Here is a 16,349-nt window from a genome sequence, read left to right on the forward strand (position 1 = left end):
AAGATTATGTCTTTTTTTTTAAACCTCTTTTTCATTGAATCCTGCTTCAAGTTCAACATCAGGATATTTATCGTGGAACCAACGCATTGCAAAATCATTTTCAAATAAGAACAATGGTTGATCAAAACGGTCTTTAACTAATAAGTTACGTGAAGATGACATACTTTGGTCAAGCTGCTCTGGCTTAATCCAACGAGCTGTTCTTGAACCAATTGGAGTCATCACAACTTCAGAATTGTATTCATTCTTCATACGATATGAGAACACTTCAAATTGCAATTGACCCACTGCACCCAAAATATATTCATTAGTTTGATAGTTACGGTAAAGTTGTACCGCACCTTCTTGAACTAGTTGCTTCATTCCCTTGTGGAATGATTTTTGTTTCATCACATTTTTTGAAGTAACTTGCATAAATAATTCAGGCGTAAATTCTGGTAGTTTTGGATATTCAATCTTAGCTTTACCTGAATAAATACTGTCACCAATTTGGAAGTTACCTGTATCATATAACCCAACAATATCACCTGCAACAGAAGTTTCAACTTGTTCACGTTCACTTGACATGAATTCAGTTGCATTATTCAAGCGGATTTTTTGGCCAGTTCTTGCCAATGTGATATCCATTCCTTTGTGGAATTCACCTGATTTGATACGCACAAACGCAATACGGTCACGGTGAGCTGGGTTCATGTTAGCTTGTATTTTGAAAACAAATCCTGAGAATGTTTCATCACTTGCTGCAATTGTTTTTTCGCCATCATTCACTTCTGAACTTTCAGGAGCTGGTGCATATTGTAAGAATTGATTCAAGAAGCTTTCCACACCGAAGTTAGTCAACGCTGAACCAAAGAACACTGGTGTTTGTTTCCCAGCTAGTACTTTTTCTTCATCGAATTGGTTACCTGCTTCAAGTAATAAAGAGACGTCCTCCATTGTTTGTTGGTAAATTGATTCTTCTTTTAGTGGGTGATCACCTTCTAATTCACCTTCACTGTCCAACTTCAAGAAGCGCTCTTGTCCCTCTTCTGGACGATAGAGTTCAATATGATGTTCGCCAATATCATAAAGCCCACGTAATCCTTTACCCATACCGATAGGCCAGTTCATTGGGTAACCTTCAATGTTCAATAATTCTTCTAATTCTGTAATTAAGTCAAGTGGTTCACGACCATCACGGTCCAACTTGTTGATAAAGGTGAAAATTGGAATACCACGTTGTTTAACAACTTTAAATAGTTTTTTAGTTTGCGGTTCAATACCTTTAGCAGAGTCGATTACCATCACGGCAGCATCAACAGCCATCAATGTACGGTAAGTATCTTCAGAGAAATCCTCATGCCCTGGGGTATCCAAAATATTAACGTGTTTACCTTCATAATCGAATTGTAAAACCGAACTCGTTACACTAATCCCACGTTGCTTTTCGATTTCCATCCAGTCACTAGTAGCGAAACTGCCAGATTTTTTAGCCTTAACTGTTCCGGCTTTACGAATAACGCCCCCTTGTAGTAAAAGTTGTTCGGTAATTGTTGTTTTCCCTGCATCGGGGTGAGAAATAATGGCAAAGGTTCTTCTTCTATTAACTTGTTGCTTTAAATTATCCAAATTTGTCATCCTTATCATATTCTTTATTACACACAAAGACATCGACCAAAGTCGATGTCAATTTTAATCATTATCTTCTTCATTAGTTGACTCGTCTTTTTCTAACAATTCTTTTGGAATATCCAATGTTAGATTTTCTAAACGAGAACCTTTAACTTTTCCAGTTGTTAGCTTCATCCCATTGTCTAAAGTAACTTTATGATGTTCACCATTAGATGGAATCATCCCAAGTTCTGTAATCACATAACCGGCAATTGTATCCACATCATTTGCTTCAATATCAGTATCAAACTGTTCATTGAAGTCATAGATTGGCATTTTACCTGCTAGTACATATTGTGTATCAGACATCTTAGTAAACAATGTTTCTTGACGGTCAGTTTCATCATCAATGTCACCAACAATTTCTTCAAGTAAGTCTTCAATTGTGGCTAACCCAACAACTCCACCGTATTCATCAAGTAAAATTGCCATTTGCATTTGTGTCTTTTGCATTTCAAGCAATAATTCATCAATGGTAATGGTTTCTGGTACAAACATTGGTTCAGTCATGGCATCTTCGATTTTTAGATTCTCAAATCCAACTTCTTTAGCCATTTTTAAGATGGTTTTGATATGGATAATTCCGATAATTTTATCTTTGTCATCTCGATAAACAGGAATTCTTGAAAACGGTTGTTTCATAATAGCATCTAAATTATGTTCTGTACCGTCATCAATATCAATCATAAATGAGTCAGTTCTTGGAACCATCACTTCACGTGCCATCTTATCATTGAAAGAAATAATTCCTTCTAGCATGTGGTATTCATCTAACCCAATAACACCATTTTTACGTGAATTTTCAATCAATGTTTGCATTTCATCACGTGACATTCTTTCATCTTTTTGTGTAAAGTCGATAGGTACAATCTTCATTAGTAAACCTGTTGATGCAGAAATCAACCACACAAATGGTTTTAAAACAAATCCAAATACTTTAACGAACCCAATTGTTGCCTTACATACCGCTTCAGGTTTTGCAATCGCAATTTGTTTAGGGAATAATTCACCAAAAACTAACGATACGTAAGAAATAATAATTGTTATTAAAATAACTGAAATATTGTTTCCCCAACTCAAGCCTCCAAAAAACGGCTCGATATACTGAACTAAACTATCAGCAGCTGTCGCTGATGAGAAGAATCCAGCAAAAGTAATTGCAACCTGAATCGTTGCAAGATAATCGGTTGATTCATTCATTACCGCCAATATTTTTTTAGCTGATCGGCTACCTTCTTCTGCCTCAGTTTCCATTTTGTTACGGTTAACTGAAACAATTGCCATTTCTGCTGCCGCAAAAAAGGCATTAATTATAGTTAAAACAACGATCAGGGCTAATTGGATTAATAACGAACTAAAACTCCCCGGGTCACCACTCATATTCAAACTTCACTCTCTTTCAAAATAAAAAAATTTATATTAATTTATATTATATCACATCATTAAAACACACAATGGTTTGAGCTAAATAATTCCATTTACCTTTTGACTAAAAAAAGGTACGATAAAGTAAATTACGCTAAAAGGATGTCGACATATGAAAAAATACCGTGTGTTTTTTGTCTTCTTATTTCTATTATTCATACCTTACATCTGCAGTCTAGCTTTAATTGCAACTGCTTATAATGCTTTGGTTTTACATGCTGATGATATTTTCAGAACACTAATTGGTGCGCTAACTGGTGGCTTCATCTTATACGCTATGAAAGCAACCATCCAGCGTCCACTTGACTTAATCGGCGATCAAATTAGACAACCATTTTTAAAACAATTCGTCCGCTTTTTTAGCATTCAAAGACGTTTTAAATTCAAAATTGCAAATTTAATTTTAGATATTGTCATGAGTGGAATTGCAACTGTCTTAATTCGCGTATTAGTTGATAAAAGTATTATTATGAATCAGCTTGCAGGTTTCTTTTTAATTATGATGTTCTTTTCAACAGCTTTAGGTGCGTATGTTGAATACGACCACTTATCAGTTGATTCACCTAGTCATTAACGTTATCAATCACGTTACCTAAGTAAACTGAGGTTGATTTTGTTAATCCTTGAGTTGCATCCCCTACATAACTTTGTAAGAAGTAAGGATGTTCACTCAATCCAAGGTTAGCAGGTATTTCGATACCTGCTTTTTTTGCGCTGTCAAAAGCTTGTGTTAATTCAAAGCTTAATGGTGTATGGAATTGATAATCAGCAATTTCTTGGCTCATTGTTGCAACGGTTGATTCAGGTAAATCATAACTCATTAAGCCTTTTGGCAATTCTGCTAACTCACCTTCATAAACAAGTCCTTGCCAGTACATATAGTTTTCTGGTCCAAATACAATTAAACTTGAACGGTTTTTAGGTAATTGGTTTGTTTCATCTAATTGGTTAAGTACTTGGCTATCTTCTAGCTCTTGAAACTGGCTATAAAAGCTCCCATTTGCTTCAAGCATTGAAGGCATTGCAACTTTACCGATAAATTTTAGTTGTTTTTGTTGTTGTTTTTCCATTTGTTAAAACTCCTTTTTAATTAGTTCTTCAAAGCACCTGTTTGATAATCAATTGTGTAGCCTTCTTGAACGTTGAAAATATAAATATTGAATTGAATTTCTTTATCTTCAACAGATTCAGCACGCATCCACATTCCACGAGCTACTTTTTCATCGCCACGATAAACGGGTTGAACGTAGTACAAGATGTGGTGACCCGTTGATCTTAAATATTGAGCCATTTTGTTTTCATAGAATGTCATCCCAGGATCATTTAATGAACGCGTTCCTGTCATTAAATTATTCAAATTATTATTTTGCCCTGTGAATTGGTAACCAATCAAGTGCGCACGATTATACAACCAGCCTTCTTTACCATTGATTGTAATTCGCTTATTAATGTAACCTGTCGGATTTACTGTTAATCGTTCTCTTTGCTCAGTTGGCATCAATGATTTATGTAACATGGCCGTTGCATATGTTGCACGTTTTAGGTTATCTAATGGGGCATAGTATTGAAATGGTTTTTGAGCCAACTCTTCTGCTGTGAATCCTGGCTTATTATCATCAACAGCAATAATTTGTGTCCCATTATAAGATAATTGCGCTAATTCTTGTGCTTTTTGTGTAGTTGAAGCAGATTGTTGAGTCTGATATTGACTGTTAGCATTTTGTGAGTCTGAACTGCTGCTTTGTGACGACTGCTTCGAACTACTTTGCTTACTTGAAGATTGTAAGCTTGAGTTTTGCTGGCTTTGCTGTGTTTGATTTTGGTTTTTGTCCTTATTTGTACCAAAGAAAGCAAAGAAAATAATAAGTGCAGCAACAATTACAGTAACTAATACCTTTTGCTGATTTTTCATAACGGCATAAAACATCCTTATCTATTTTTATTTTTAACGCAAAAAAGGCACCGGCCGGGTACCCTTAGCGACTATATCTTATTCTTTGAGTTACGTGACTTTTTATTGTTCTTTGGTACTAGTTCATGATAACGCTTATACCAAATATCCACATAGTCTTTTGAAAAAGGACCTTTTTGTTCATTAATCCAGTCAATTAGCTCATGCGTACTATGACGTAAAATACGATCTATCTCTTCAGGATAGTTCCATTTTTCAGCATGTGCTGCATACTCATCAACGTCTAGTAAACGCTTTTCGCCATCTGGAAAAATCTTGATATCCAGGTCATAATCTATATATTTTAGGGCTTCTTTATCTAAAACAAATGGACTAGCCAAATTACAATAATAAGCAACACCTGTATCACGGATCATTGCCACGATATTAAACCAATAATACTTGTGAAAATAAACCAGTGCGGGTTCGCGAGTGACCCAACGACGACCATCAGATTCTGTTACCAACGTGTGATCGTTACACCCGATAATCGAGTGTTCACTTGTTTTAAGCACCATTGTATCACGCCATGTTCGGTGAAAACTCCCATCATGTTTATAACTTTGAATTGCAATATAGTCACCTTCCTTAGGAAGCTGCATGTTCATCCCATCTTTCAAAGTTATTTTAACACTTCAAGTATATCAAATAACAGCACAAATGACGACAGTTAATATTGTGCAAGTTCGTCTAAATCAATGATTTCACCCGCTAAGAATTGGTCAACTTGCTCAAAAGTAAATCCTTTAGTCACTAGGAATCGTTTGATCTTTTGGTGACGTTCAAACTCTGGATAGCGACGGAACTTTTTGTAAGCTTTAATCCCTTGACTGGTCAAGGCGTTTAACTGATTATCTTCACTACTTTCAACTACTATTGTCTGCATTAACTGTGTAATAATGTCACCCGTAAATCCTCGTGCCATCAGTTTTTGCCTAATCTTAGTCTCAATTTGGCGAACAGATTGTTTTTCAGTTTGACGCAATAAACTTGAAATAGTTCGCATTGCAACTTGTTCCCAATCTTCAAAGCTTACTTCTGCCAGTTGTTGATCAGATATAGCTGAGCTGACACCTTTTTGATTAAGTTTTTGCGTAATCTTGTAGGGTCCATCTTTTTTTAAACGCAAACTTTCCGTGATGAAGGCTTTGGCATACGTTCCATCATCTAAATAGCCCATTTCTTGTAACCGTGTCACAACTTGTTGACTAATATCTTCTGTGTATTCTTTTTTTGCTAAGTATTGTTCAATTTCTGCAACACTTCGCATTTTGTAACTTAAAAAGTTGAGTGCTGCTTGTTCTGCTTTTGAGTAAACTTGTGCTGATTTAATCGTTTCAACTTGTTCTTTGGTTAATTCTTTATCTTTTGCTAATTCAAATTGAATTAAAACTTGCTCAGTTACAGAAAAAGCATATTTTTCATCTAAAAAAATGTTATAATATCCAGGTCGTTTTTGTGTTGAGATTTTGGTAATGGTTGGCATAAGTAATTGTCCTTTCGTTAACTTTAATCCGACAATATAAAAATAGTCTATTGTAGAAAAGAAAGTTTTAGGTGAATTATGAAAACTATTAAGAATAATAATACTTTAGTTGGTAAAGAAGCAATGATTACCATCAAACGAATGGGAATCAATGGTGAAGGAATTGGTTTTTACAAAAAGAAAATCATCTTCGTCCCTCAAGCCATTACTGACGAAATTGTCATTGTCCAAATCACAGAAGAAAAGCGTAATTATCTACGTGGTGAACTAATCCGTGTGAAAGAAAAAAGCCCTAACCGCGTTGATTTCCCTAAAGGCGTTAACCCTGCCGTTGGTGGTCTTGAACTAGCTCATTTAAATTACGCAAGTCAACTTGATTTCAAACGCGATGTTTTTCGTCAAGCTCTTGAAAAATACAGTCCTCAAGGTTATACCAATTATGATCTTAGACCCACAATTGGTTCAAAACAAGAATGGCATTACCGTACCAAAGCACAATACCAGCTTGGTTTTGAAAAAGGCAAAGTGTTAGCTGGCCTTTACCAGGCTAACTCTCACAACTTGATTGACCTCCCTGCAATGCCAACTCAAAGTGAATTATCACAAGATACTGTTCGCAAAATAGTTAAACTAATTGAAGAACTTTCTATTTTTATTTATAATCCTCGTAATAAAAAAACTGGAATCAAAACGTTAGCTGTTAGAAACTCTTACGCAACTAAAGAAGTACAAGTCACTTTCATCACTTCACAAGCTCACATTAAAGGGTTAGATAAATTAGCCGATAAAGTTGCTCAACTTCCTAACGTTGTTTCAGTTATGCAAAACATCAATGATCAAGATACTTCATTAGTCTGGGGTAAAGAGACCACTTTATTAAAAGGCAAACGTACCATCACTGAAAAGATTAAAGATAAGGAATTTATTTTATCTCCTCAAGCCTTTTTCCAACTTAACCCACCACAAACTGAAGTACTATATGACCACGCCTTAAAAGCACTAGATTTAAGTGAAGATGATGTACTTGTTGATGCTTATAGTGGTGTTGGAACATTGGGAATTAGTGCTGCTGATAAAGTTAAACGCGTTTATGGTATGGAAATCATCAAAGATGCGGTTAAAGATGCTAATTACAACGTTGAGTTAAATCATTTAGATAACGTTAGTTATCAAACTGGTAAAGCTGAAGCCATTTTACCACACATGGTTAAACGTGGAACCTTCTTTAACAGCTTGATTGTTGACCCACCTCGTAGTGGATTATCACAAGATGTTTTACAAGCTATTCTTAAAGTAAAACCTCAAAAATTCGTCTATATTTCATGTAACGCTTCAACACTAGCTAAAGACTTAATCACATTAACTCGTGAATACAAAGTGGAATTCATTCAATCAATTGATATGTTCCCACAAACACCTAAAGTTGAAGCAGTTGTTAAATTAATCAAAAAATAATAAAAAGCTTTCAGTCTTAACTGAAAGCTTTTTTCTTTGTCTTAAAATTTAACTTCGTTTTCTGGGTTTTGACCTTGTGAAAATTCATAAGCACTATCAAGTGATTGATGAACCATATTTTGGACTGCAATATCAGTATGATAAGCAATATGAGGTGTCAAAATAACGTTATCCATTGCTTTAAGTGCTTGATATTGAGGGTCTTGATTATCATGACCTTCAGCCATTGCCTTACCTAATTCATCTTCATTTTCAAATGTATCCAGTGCAGCACCAGCTAAACGGCCTTCTTTTAGTGCGTTAATTAAAGCACGTGTTTCAACAATCATTCCTCTAGCGGCATTCACTAAGTAAGCTGTTGGCTTCATTAAGCTCATGTTACGTTCATTGATTAAGTGTTCAGTTGCTGGCATCCCTGGTAAATGAAGTGTCACAACATCAACTTGTTTCAATAAATCATCTAAGTCGTCAACGTAATCAATACCAGGTTGATGGAAAGCAGGATCATAAGCGATTACCTTTGCTCCCATACCTTGAAGGATATCAACAACACGTTTTCCAATGCGACCAGTTCCAACAACACCAACTGTTTGAGCTGATAATTCTTTACCAACTAATGCGACAGCTTCTTTAAGCTTGCCATCTTCAACGTGTTGGATAACTTCTTTAGCTTGTCTAAGCAATTGCATCATACTTAAGACAGCAAATTCTGCAATCGCATTTGGTGAATAGGCAGGAACATTTGAGATGCGGACGTTGTTTGCTTTAGCAGCTTCTTTGTCTACATTTTCTGTCCCAACATTTCTTAGTGACAAACTCTTGATTCCCATTTGTCCCATTTTATCAAATACTTCTTTTGGATAGGCCTGTGTTTGTAATGCCACAATGCCGTCGGCACCTTCAGCTTGTTCAACTGTTTGGGCAGTTAAAATTTCAGTTGTGGTTTTAACTTGAATATTATTCTTTTGGCTCCAAGAAGTGACATATTCTTTTTCTTCTGGGCGCATACCGTAAAACATAAACATCATAATTAAGCTCCTTTAACTTTATACTGTCTTAAATGATCTTTGACTCCTGCAAAATAAACTTCACCATCAGAAACGACTGCTTCGGGAGTAAGTTCATAGTCACCTGTTCGGATTTTGCCACATTCAGTATAAATAGCTTCATACTCATCAATTGATAATAATTGTCTTGAGGTTAAAAATTGCGCCATCTTATTAGCTTGCAATTCATTTTGATAGCCTTCTACTAAGCGCCCTGCATAAAACTCCGCTACAGAACCCGAACCATAACTATAAAATCCAACTAAATCACCCGAGTTTAAGTTACCCTGATGTAATAAGCTTACCAAACTTAAGTACAATGAACCAGTATAAAGGTTCCCAATCTGACGACAATATTTGGCGCTTTCTTCAAAATGACGTGATAATCTGGCTTGAGTAGCCTCATCTTGTCCTTCTAATGCCACACGCTGTGCTTTGATTCCCATTTTTGTAAATGGTAAGTGATAAGTTAGAGCTTCAAAGTTTGCAACTTTTAAACCTGTTTGTTTGAGATAATCATTGAAAGTGTGGGTGAAAAATTCCAAATATTTTTCTGTTGAATATTTGCCATCCACAAAAGCTGTTGCGCTATAATTTGGACGCCAAAAATCATTAACATCATCGCTATATGAAGCAGATTGAGGTAAAAATTCAACAATTCGTGGTTGTTCACTAATCAATATCGCAACTGCACCTGCACCTTGTGTGACTTCTCCTCCAGTATTTAGTCCATAGCGTGAAATATCTGATGCAATCACTAGTGCTGTTTTTCCAGGATGAGATTTCACATAGTCTTGTGCCATCATGATACCAGCTGTCGCACCAAAACAGGCTTCTTTAACTTCAAAAGAGCGCATATGATTAGGCAAGTTTAAAATTGATTTGATAAATAGCGCTGAAGCTTTTGACTGGTCAATCCCACTTTCTGTTCCGACAACTAACAATCCAATTTGATTTACATCCACTTTTGACAAAAATGTGCGTGCTGCATTAGCACCCATTGAAACGATATCAGTTGTTGGATTAGGTACAGCCATTTGGTCTTGTCCAATTCCAATTGTAAATTTGTCTGGATCAACTTGACGTCTCTTGGCTAATTCGGTTGTTTCAATATATTGTGCTGGCGTATAAACGCCGATTTGGTCAATTCCAACAGTTGTCATTTTAGTTCCTCATTTCTTTCAATAATTGCTTAGCATAATCTTGCTGATAGTTTTTTGCGCGTTGCATTTTTTGAATTAATTCTGGTATTTCAGATTCAAAGACACCTAAATTCAACAACATATTTTGCAACTGCAATTTCATATGACCTTTTTGAATACCATCTGTAACTAATGCGTATAAAGCAGCCAAGTTATTAGCCAGCCCAACACTAGCAATTATTTCACTGAGTTGTTCAGCTGATGGGTGATTCATCAAATCATAATTGTTTTTGATAAGTTGGCGACTTGTAATTGAACCCCCAACAACGCCAATTGGCATTGGTAATGTTAGCTCACCGATAAGTTTGTGGTCGCAAACTTGCCACTGACTTAAAGCCGTATATTGTCCTGTAGCAGAAGCGTGCATATGAACACTTGCTTCAACTGCTCTAAAGTCATTTCCTGTTGCTAGTAGAACTGCATCTACACCATTCATAATCCCTTTATTGTGCGTGACAGCACGATAAGCGTTCACTTTGGCAAACTCACTCATTCTGGCAATTTTATGTGCAATTTGTTCACCTGAAATATCAGCTTTAGATAGGGTTTCAAAGTCAATTTCAGCTTTAGCTGTCACGAATTGCGCTGGTGCATTGCTCAAAATCGCAAACTCGCTATCTACATCAAACTTTGTTTTTAATCGCTGAGCGTAGGCTTCCAAAATAGCATTAACTTTATTAGCACCCATAGCTTGTGCGGGATTAATTTTGAATCTAATCTCTAAAAACGGATAATTTTCAGTAATTACGGTTATTTCTTCAATACCACCACCATAGTTAACTAAACTTGGAAACTGTATTAGTAAATCTTGTTTAGCTTGATGCAAGTCATCACGAATCCAATCAACGTGTTGATCATTAACGTCAGTTAATACAACTTGACCATAAATGCCCGTTCGATAACTTTTAGCAGTAATCCCATTTTTTAGCATCAACTTTGCACCATGATTAGCTGCAGCCACCACTGAAGGTTCTTCGGTCGACATTGGTACCGTGAAGTTGTTGTCATTTACGTTTATTTCTTTTAACACGCCTAGTGGGAAAGCTAACTGACTGATGACATTTTCACTAAAATGAGTCAATTGACTTAGAGATAGCTCATATTCATTTGCATATTGTTCACTTTGAGTTGGTGAAATCAAGTCATGGTCTACTAACCACTTTCGGCGGTCTGGTATACTTAATTTATAAAAAGGTGTCATGATTAACCCTCCATATTTTATGGTTTAGTAAGGAGATAATTTTATGCGTATTATTGATTTTTTACAATTCATACAAGATTTAGCAGATTATTTTAACTTGTACTTTAAAAATAACGAAACGCTTCTACCCGTTTCAGCCATCGACTATAATCAACAAGTTTGTATTTTTTATACAAAAGAAGCAACTCATCAACCTCTGAAAAAATCCGAAATTGAAAAGTTGCTTATTCGTTTTGATGATAAAACTGCTTTTATCAAAGTTTGTGACTTAGACCAAAACGAACACGTCATTTATGGTCTGAGAATTGACCAAAATCGACTAATCCTAGTCTAGTTTTTCTTTTCTTCAGCTTCAAGTTCCTTAGCTAAATCTTTAATATATTGACGCAATTCATCTTTTGTTTCAGGGTGCTTCAACCCATATGAAATTGACGTTTGAAGGTAACCAAATTTATTCCCAACATCAAAACGTTGGCCTTCAAAAACGTGCGCAAAAACGCGTTGCGTCTTGTTCATTGTGTCAATAGCATCAGTCAATTGGATTTCGTTACCACGTCCTGGTTTTTGACTTTCTAATATGTTGAAAATCTCAGGTGTTAATAAGTAACGACCAATAATTGCAAGATCTGATGGTGCTTCTTCTACTTTTGGTTTTTCAACAAAAGATTTAACATTGAATAGTCCTGGTCTTGATTGAACGTCTGGTTCAATCACACCATACTTGCTCACTTCTTCGTGAGGAACTTTCATAACTGCAATTGTTGCTGCATGTGTTTCGTTGTAGCAATCAATTAACTGTTTAGTTAGCGGTGTCTTATCATTCATCAAGTCATCACCTAGTAAAACGACAAATGGTTCGTCAGCGATGAATGACTTAGCTCGATAGATTGCATCCCCTAATCCCTTTGGATGAGGCTGTCTAGTAAAGTAAATATTCACACCTAAAGTGGTTACATCAGTCACCACTTTTAAAAGATCTGTTTTGTGATCTTTTTCAAGTGTCAACTCTAATTCAGGAGCTGAATCAAAGTGGTCTTCAATTGGACGTTTTGTTTTTCCTGTCACAATCAAAATATCTTCAATACCTGAAGCTTTTGCTTCTTCAACAATAAACTGAATAGTTGGTTTATCCACAATTGGCATCATTTCTTTGGCAATTGCTTTAGTTGCTGGTAGAAATCTTGTTCCTAAACCGGCAGCAGGAATAACCGCTTTTCTTACTTTTTTCATAAGATACCGCCTTATTTTGTTTTTTTCTTCTTAAATAACTCAATTATACGACTCGATTTATAATCGACATTGCCATGTAACGTATGATCAATGGTTGAGTTCAATACAGCCCCCACCAAAAATACAAGTGCACTAAAGTTCAACCACAGCATGAAAATAATAAATGTTCCGATAATACCGTAATTGGTTAAACTCCGGCTAAAATGCTCCAAGTAAAAACTAAATCCTTGAGACAAAACGCCCCATCCGATAATTGTCAAAAACACACCCGGCCAAATACTACGTTTTTTGAGTGAAATGTTAGGTAGAAAATAATAAAGATACCCTACAATAACACCTAAAACAACAATAATAACGGGCCAACGATAACTGCTAATTTGATAAATCGGATCCATTGAAAAATTGAAAATTGGGGCTAGCAATTCTAAAATCTGCTGACCAAAAATCAAAGTAAATAAAATTAAAACTAATCCTAAAATTAAAGTCGCTGTTAATGCAAATGAAACAATTCGATTAACAATAGAAACCCAAAAGGACTGCTCTTTAACAACTTCTTGAACACGATAGACTTTATTCAAAGCCACTTTAATCGAATTAATCAGTCCACTAAATGCCCATAATGCAACGATAACCCCAAATGATAGGAATCCACCACTTGGCGGTTGAACAACTTGCTTGATAATAGGACTTATGTATGGTGCAACTTCTTTTGGCAGAATAAGACTGATATATTCAACAATCGGCTCAACAGTTGCACTAATATTAAATAAACTCAGCATATAAGCTGCTAACAACAATAATGGGAACAATGAGAACAACGCAAAATAAGCAATTACAATCGCATTTTGATTAATCTCACCACTAGCTAATACTTCAGATAATGTATTAAACAAGTAGCCCAGACGAGAGTGCTTTGGCTTTTTAACTCCACGTTTAACAGGGTGGCGCTTTTTTGGCTTTTGATGCGTCAGATGTTCTTTTCGATACCCATAAAAAGGTTTTTTCATTATTTAAATAAATACTTTTTATCAAATTCTGGATCTTGTGAAGTTAAAATTTTTGGACCGTCTGCTGTAATTGCGATTGTGTGTTCATATTGTGCACATTTTGAACCATCTTCTGTAACATAGTATACCCAATCATCATCTGGATCATCAACAACACGACTCACCATTTCCCATGAACCTTGTGTAATCATGGGTTCAATTGTAATTGTCATACCTTCTTTTAGACGTAAACCGCGACCTTTTTTACCAAAGTGAGGTACTTCAGGTTCTTCGTGCATAGTTGGTTGAATACCGTGACCGATTAGTTCACGAACATCACCATAGTTGTTTTCAACTTCTGTGAATTGTTGGATGGCATAACCAATATCGCCAATGCGGTTACCCACTTGTGCTTGGTCAATTCCAAGGTAAAGTGCTTTGTGTGCGATATCCATTAAATCTTGATCTTCTTTTGAAATTTCGCCAACTGCATATGTCCAGCATGAATCACTTTCATAACCATCAAGATTGATTGTCATATCAACAGAGACAACGTCCCCTTCTTGTAAAAAGACATCTTTTCTAGGTGTTGCATGTGCAATTTCATCGTTTACGCTGACACAAGTTGCGTATTTGTAACCTTCAAATCCTTTTTCTGATGGAATACCACCATTTTCAGTAATGAAATTATCCGCAAATTCTTCAATTTCATATAATGAAATACCAGGTTTAATTAACTTTTTGATTCCTAAGTGTGTTTGTGCTAGTAATTGTCCAGATTTAGCCATTCCTTCTAATTCTCGACGTGATTTTAATGTAATCAAAATAAAACTCCTTTATATTTTAATCTTTACTATTTGAATCATATCATATCTATTATAACGTTTTTTGTTCATTAAAAAAATACCCCTGCTAAAACCTATGACAATTATCAATCAATACAAGCGATATTCTGTTATAATAAAAGACGTCTATCCCCAGTTATTTTGAATGTATAAGGAGGATTTTACTTTGACAACTGCTAAAATTGTCTACGCTAGCATGACCGGTAATAATGAAGAAGTCGCTTCTATTATCGATGAAAAGCTTCAAGACATGGGTATTGAAACTGACATGTCTGATATTACGTTTAGTGATGTAAATGAATTTTCTGAATATGATATTGCATTTATGGTCCCTTATTCTTATGGTGAAGGTGAATTACCTGATGAAGCTTTAGACTTTTACGAAGATTTACTTGAGATTGATTTAACTGATAAAATCTTTGCGGTCGCAGGTTCAGGTGATGTTTTCTACGAAGATGCTTACTGCATTACCGTTGATGACTTCACTAAAGCCTTTTTGAAAATCGGTGGTACTCAAGCTGCTGAAAGCCTAAAAATTAATTTGGCACCTGATTTAGAAGATATCGAAAATATTGAACAATTTACTGAAAAAGTCGTTAACTTCTACGAAGCTAACCACAAATAAAAAGCAATCAACTTAAGTTGATTGCTTTTTTGTTAGGCTTTGAAGTCCTCTGGACGTTCTAATGAGTCACGATTAAAATGGTAAGAAATTGCATCAGCAATACGTTTTGATGCAGTACCATCACCATATGGATTTTGCGCTTCAGCCATTGCTCGATAAATTTCTTTGTCATTTAATAATGTCATCATAGCAGACTTAACTTCTGCTTCGTTTGTTCCAACAAGTTTTAACGTACCTGCTTCAACACCTTCTGGACGTTCTGTTGTATCACGTAAAACTAAAACTGGTTTTTGAAGTGAAGGTGCTTCTTCTTGAACACCACCAGAATCAGTCATGATGAAGTAGCTTCTTTTAGCTAAGTTATGAAAATCAACAACATCAAGCGGTTGAATCAAGTGAATACGGTCATCATTACCCAACACTTCTTGAGCAACTTTTTGAACAGCTGGACTCAAGTGAACAGGGTAAACAATTTCAACATCATCATGTTGATCGACAACGTCTTTCATTACTTTGAAAACGCGACGCATCGGTTCTCCTTGGTTTTCACGACGGTGCATAGTAACCAAAATCATACGTTTATCTTCAGCAATTTCATCTAACACACTATGATGATAGTCGCGTTGAACAGTTTGTTTCAATGCATCAATTGCTGTGTTCCCTGTCACAAACACATCTTCTTCTGGATGATTTTCCTGTAGTAAGTTTGCTTTACTTTTGAATGTTGGCGCAAAGTAGATATCAGTTAAAACGTCAGTTAATTGACGATTCATTTCTTCTGGAAATGGTGAGTATTTATTCCAAGTTCTAAGACCAGCTTCAACGTGTCCTAGGACTTTTTGTTGATAGAAAGTTGATAGACTTGCTGCAAATGATGTTGTTGTATCACCATGAACTAGGACAATATCAGGTTGTTCTTCTATGATTACCTTTTCAAGATCTAACATCACACGGCTGGTAATTTGGCTTAATGTTTGACCAGCTTTCATAATATTAAAATCATAATCGGGTTTGATTTCAAAAATTTCTAAAACTTGATCTAACATTTCACGGTGTTGCGCTGTGACGACTGTAATTTCTTCAAATTCTTCTGGGCGACTTTTTAATTCCAAAACAAGTGGCGCCATTTTAATTGCTTCTGGTCTTGTACCAAAAACGGTCATTACTTTTACTTTATTTCCCAATGAAATACCTCCATGATTTATCAACTTTAATCATTATAAGTTTTAAGTTCATTATAAGCAAAA

At 35.6% G+C, this 16,349-nt stretch carries 17 protein-coding genes; 4 read left to right on the forward strand and 13 right to left on the reverse strand.

Annotated elements, in window-relative coordinates:
- Positions 1 to 18: 18 nt before the first annotated feature.
- Both JNUCC80_RS04445 and JNUCC80_RS04450 read right to left on the reverse strand, forming a co-directional pair.
- Entirely contained in the window at positions 19 to 1,608 is a 1,590-nt protein-coding gene (locus JNUCC80_RS04445; protein ID WP_454152700.1) for a peptide chain release factor 3, read from the reverse strand.
- Positions 1,609 to 1,671: 63 nt separating this feature from the next.
- A complete protein-coding gene (locus JNUCC80_RS04450) occupies positions 1,672 to 3,030 on the reverse strand; it encodes a hemolysin family protein (RefSeq protein WP_454153354.1) in 1,359 nt (452 codons plus the stop codon).
- A 157-nt stretch (positions 3,031 to 3,187) separates the two neighbouring features.
- On the opposite strand from JNUCC80_RS04450, the gene JNUCC80_RS04455 reads away from it, so the two are divergent.
- Positions 3,188 to 3,649 (forward strand): hypothetical protein, encoded by a 462-nt coding sequence (locus JNUCC80_RS04455; protein ID WP_454152701.1) that lies wholly within the window; start codon positions 3,188 to 3,190, stop codon positions 3,647 to 3,649.
- Here JNUCC80_RS04455 and JNUCC80_RS04460 read toward each other — a convergent pair.
- The 4 genes from JNUCC80_RS04460 to recX all read right to left on the reverse strand — a co-directional run bounded on the left by JNUCC80_RS04460 (position 3,639) and on the right by recX (position 6,512).
- On the reverse strand, positions 3,639 to 4,145 hold the full coding sequence (locus JNUCC80_RS04460) for a hypothetical protein (RefSeq protein WP_454152702.1): 507 nt from the start codon (positions 4,143 to 4,145) through the stop codon (positions 3,639 to 3,641). The genes JNUCC80_RS04455 and JNUCC80_RS04460 overlap by 11 nt on opposite strands.
- Before the next feature lie 20 nt (positions 4,146 to 4,165).
- Positions 4,166 to 4,987, reverse strand: a complete 822-nt coding sequence (locus tag JNUCC80_RS04465; RefSeq protein WP_454152703.1) for a DNA/RNA non-specific endonuclease — start codon at positions 4,985 to 4,987, stop codon at positions 4,166 to 4,168.
- A gap of 71 nt (positions 4,988 to 5,058) precedes the next feature.
- On the reverse strand, positions 5,059 to 5,628 hold the full coding sequence (ntdP, locus tag JNUCC80_RS04470) for a nucleoside tri-diphosphate phosphatase (RefSeq protein ID WP_454152705.1): 570 nt from the start codon (positions 5,626 to 5,628) through the stop codon (positions 5,059 to 5,061).
- 68 nt (positions 5,629 to 5,696) lie between these two features.
- Positions 5,697 to 6,512: a recombination regulator RecX gene (gene recX / locus JNUCC80_RS04475; RefSeq protein WP_454152706.1), complete on the reverse strand. Its 816-nt coding sequence runs from the start codon at positions 6,510 to 6,512 to the stop codon at positions 5,697 to 5,699.
- 78 nt (positions 6,513 to 6,590) lie between these two features.
- Here recX and rlmD point away from each other — a divergent pair, with 78 nt between their 5' ends.
- A complete protein-coding gene (gene rlmD / locus JNUCC80_RS04480) occupies positions 6,591 to 7,967 on the forward strand; it encodes a 23S rRNA (uracil(1939)-C(5))-methyltransferase RlmD (protein WP_454152707.1) in 1,377 nt (458 codons plus the stop codon).
- A 41-nt stretch (positions 7,968 to 8,008) separates the two neighbouring features.
- Here the strand turns inward: rlmD and JNUCC80_RS04485 are convergent, their stop codons facing one another.
- From JNUCC80_RS04485 to JNUCC80_RS04495, 3 genes are read right to left on the reverse strand one after another with little or no spacing between them, the layout of a single operon-like run.
- Complete coding sequence (locus JNUCC80_RS04485) at positions 8,009 to 8,995, reverse strand: NAD(P)-dependent oxidoreductase (protein ID WP_454152708.1); 987 nt, start codon at positions 8,993 to 8,995, stop codon at positions 8,009 to 8,011.
- A 2-nt stretch (positions 8,996 to 8,997) separates the two neighbouring features.
- Positions 8,998 to 10,176: a hydroxymethylglutaryl-CoA synthase gene (locus tag JNUCC80_RS04490; protein WP_454152709.1), complete on the reverse strand. Its 1,179-nt coding sequence runs from the start codon at positions 10,174 to 10,176 to the stop codon at positions 8,998 to 9,000.
- Position 10,177: 1 nt separating this feature from the next.
- Complete coding sequence (locus JNUCC80_RS04495; protein ID WP_454152710.1) at positions 10,178 to 11,416, reverse strand: hydroxymethylglutaryl-CoA reductase, degradative; 1,239 nt, start codon at positions 11,414 to 11,416, stop codon at positions 10,178 to 10,180.
- 43 nt (positions 11,417 to 11,459) lie between these two features.
- On the opposite strand from JNUCC80_RS04495, the gene JNUCC80_RS04500 reads away from it, so the two are divergent.
- Positions 11,460 to 11,750: a hypothetical protein gene (locus tag JNUCC80_RS04500; protein WP_454152711.1), complete on the forward strand. Its 291-nt coding sequence runs from the start codon at positions 11,460 to 11,462 to the stop codon at positions 11,748 to 11,750.
- Here the strand turns inward: JNUCC80_RS04500 and galU are convergent.
- Genes galU through map form a run of 3 tightly spaced genes read right to left on the reverse strand, consistent with a single transcriptional unit; the run spans position 11,747 to position 14,456 of the window.
- Positions 11,747 to 12,646 carry a UTP--glucose-1-phosphate uridylyltransferase GalU gene (gene galU / locus JNUCC80_RS04505; protein ID WP_454152712.1) on the reverse strand — a complete coding sequence of 300 codons (900 nt, stop codon included), beginning with the start codon at positions 12,644 to 12,646 and terminating at the stop codon, positions 11,747 to 11,749. The genes JNUCC80_RS04500 and galU overlap by 4 nt on opposite strands.
- 11 nt (positions 12,647 to 12,657) lie before the next feature.
- Positions 12,658 to 13,653: a YihY/virulence factor BrkB family protein gene (locus JNUCC80_RS04510; RefSeq protein WP_454144133.1), complete on the reverse strand. Its 996-nt coding sequence runs from the start codon at positions 13,651 to 13,653 to the stop codon at positions 12,658 to 12,660.
- Positions 13,653 to 14,456 carry a type I methionyl aminopeptidase gene (gene map, locus JNUCC80_RS04515; RefSeq protein ID WP_454144131.1) on the reverse strand — a complete coding sequence of 268 codons (804 nt, stop codon included), beginning with the start codon at positions 14,454 to 14,456 and terminating at the stop codon, positions 13,653 to 13,655. The genes JNUCC80_RS04510 and map overlap by 1 nt, the downstream gene beginning before the upstream one ends.
- 187 nt (positions 14,457 to 14,643) lie before the next feature.
- Here map and JNUCC80_RS04520 point away from each other — a divergent pair, with 187 nt between their 5' ends.
- A complete protein-coding gene (locus JNUCC80_RS04520) occupies positions 14,644 to 15,102 on the forward strand; it encodes a flavodoxin (RefSeq protein WP_454152713.1) in 459 nt (152 codons plus the stop codon).
- Between the two features lie 32 nt (positions 15,103 to 15,134).
- On the opposite strand, the gene wecB is transcribed toward JNUCC80_RS04520, so the two are convergent.
- A complete protein-coding gene (gene wecB, locus JNUCC80_RS04525; protein WP_454153356.1) occupies positions 15,135 to 16,265 on the reverse strand; it encodes a non-hydrolyzing UDP-N-acetylglucosamine 2-epimerase in 1,131 nt (376 codons plus the stop codon).
- Between the last annotated feature and the right edge of the window lie 84 nt (positions 16,266 to 16,349).

The organism is Holzapfeliella sp. JNUCC 80, assembly GCF_053667655.1.